Here is a 1,366-nt window from a genome sequence, read left to right as displayed (position 1 = left end):
CTGGCGTTGCTGGGTCGAGGGCGGCAGTTTCGGATTTATCAGCATCAGTCGGTGCCGCAGATTGTCGAGAGCATCTTGCGCACGCGGCATGATTTTGAGGGACAGGATTTTCTGTTCACGCTGGTGCGCGAGTATCCGAAGCGCGAGCAGGTGATGCAATACGGCGAGAGCGATCTGGCGTTCATTTCGCGGCTTTTGGCCGAGGTGGGGATTTGGTACCGCTTCACTAACGATGAGCGATTGGGCATTGCGGTCGTTGAGTTTCATGACGATCAGCGGCATTACGTTCGTCCGCGAGTGAGTTTGCCGTTTCGGCCTCAGTCCGGGTTGGGCAGCAGTGGCCGGGATGGGGTTTGGGGGCTGCAGGTCAGTCATGAGGTGGTGGAGCAGAGCGTTCATTTTCGGGCTTATCACCATCGGGATGCCAGTGCGTGGCTGGATGGGGATGTGGACCAGACGCGGGGTGATGCGACGACTTATGGCGAGGCGTATCACTATGCGGAGCCGTACCGGGTATTGGGCGACAAACTGGATCAGGACGAGGATCTGCTGGGGGAAAGCGGGTTTTTCTATGCCCGGTTGCGGCATGAGCGGTATCTGAATGATCAGACGCGCCTGAGCGGTATAAGCAGCAGTGCTTCGTTGGGATTGGCGCAGGTGCTGGCGATTTCCGGTGGAGCGCCCCAGGCGTTTGAGCCGGGAGCAGTCGTTACAGGATTGAAGCTGCGTGCGGCGCGGGATCGCAGTTTCGAGCTGAGTTTTGAGGCTATTCCGTATTCCGAGAGTGTGTGTTTTCGGCCGCCTTTGCTGGCCAAGCCTGAGATAGCGGGCACTGTTCCGGCGCGGGTCACCAGCTCGCTGGCCAACGATCCCTACAGCCACATTGATAGCGAAGGCCGCTACAAGGTCAGCTTTCTGTTTGATCGCGACAGCTGGAAGTTGGGTGAGGAAAGTCTGTGGCTGAGACTCGCCTGCCCCTATGCCGGGGATACCCACGGCCTGCACCTGCCACTGATCTGCGGCACCGAAGTGGCTGTTGCCTTTGAGCAAGGCGATCCGGATCGGCCCTACATCGCTCACGCGCTTCATGACAGTCGCCATCCCGACCATGTGACGCTGCTGCGCAGCGATTACAAGCGCAACGTGCTGCGGACCCCGGCGAATAACAAGCTGCGCATGGAGGACGATCGCGGCAAGGAACACATCAAACTCAGCACCGAACACAGCGGCAAGAGTCAGCTGAATCTCGGGCATCTGGTCGACAGCGAGAAGGATAAGCGCGGCGAAGGGTTTGAATTGCGCACGGATGGCTGGGGAGCCATGCGTGCGGGGAATGGACTGCTTATCAGTGCGGATGAACAGACCA

General features: G+C 59.2%; 1 protein-coding gene. It reads left to right on the top strand.

The genetic code is table 11. The annotated features are described in order from the left end of the window. Positions 1-1,366 (top strand): type VI secretion system Vgr family protein (locus tag QWI20_RS27400; protein ID WP_369308093.1); only part of this gene is annotated, 1,366 nt, incomplete at both ends.

Origin of the sequence: Pseudomonas sp. W2-17 (genome assembly GCF_041060445.1) — a bacterium.
Lineage (GTDB): Bacteria > Pseudomonadota > Gammaproteobacteria > Pseudomonadales > Pseudomonadaceae > Aquipseudomonas.
This window is presented reverse-complemented; position numbering and strand designations above follow the sequence as displayed.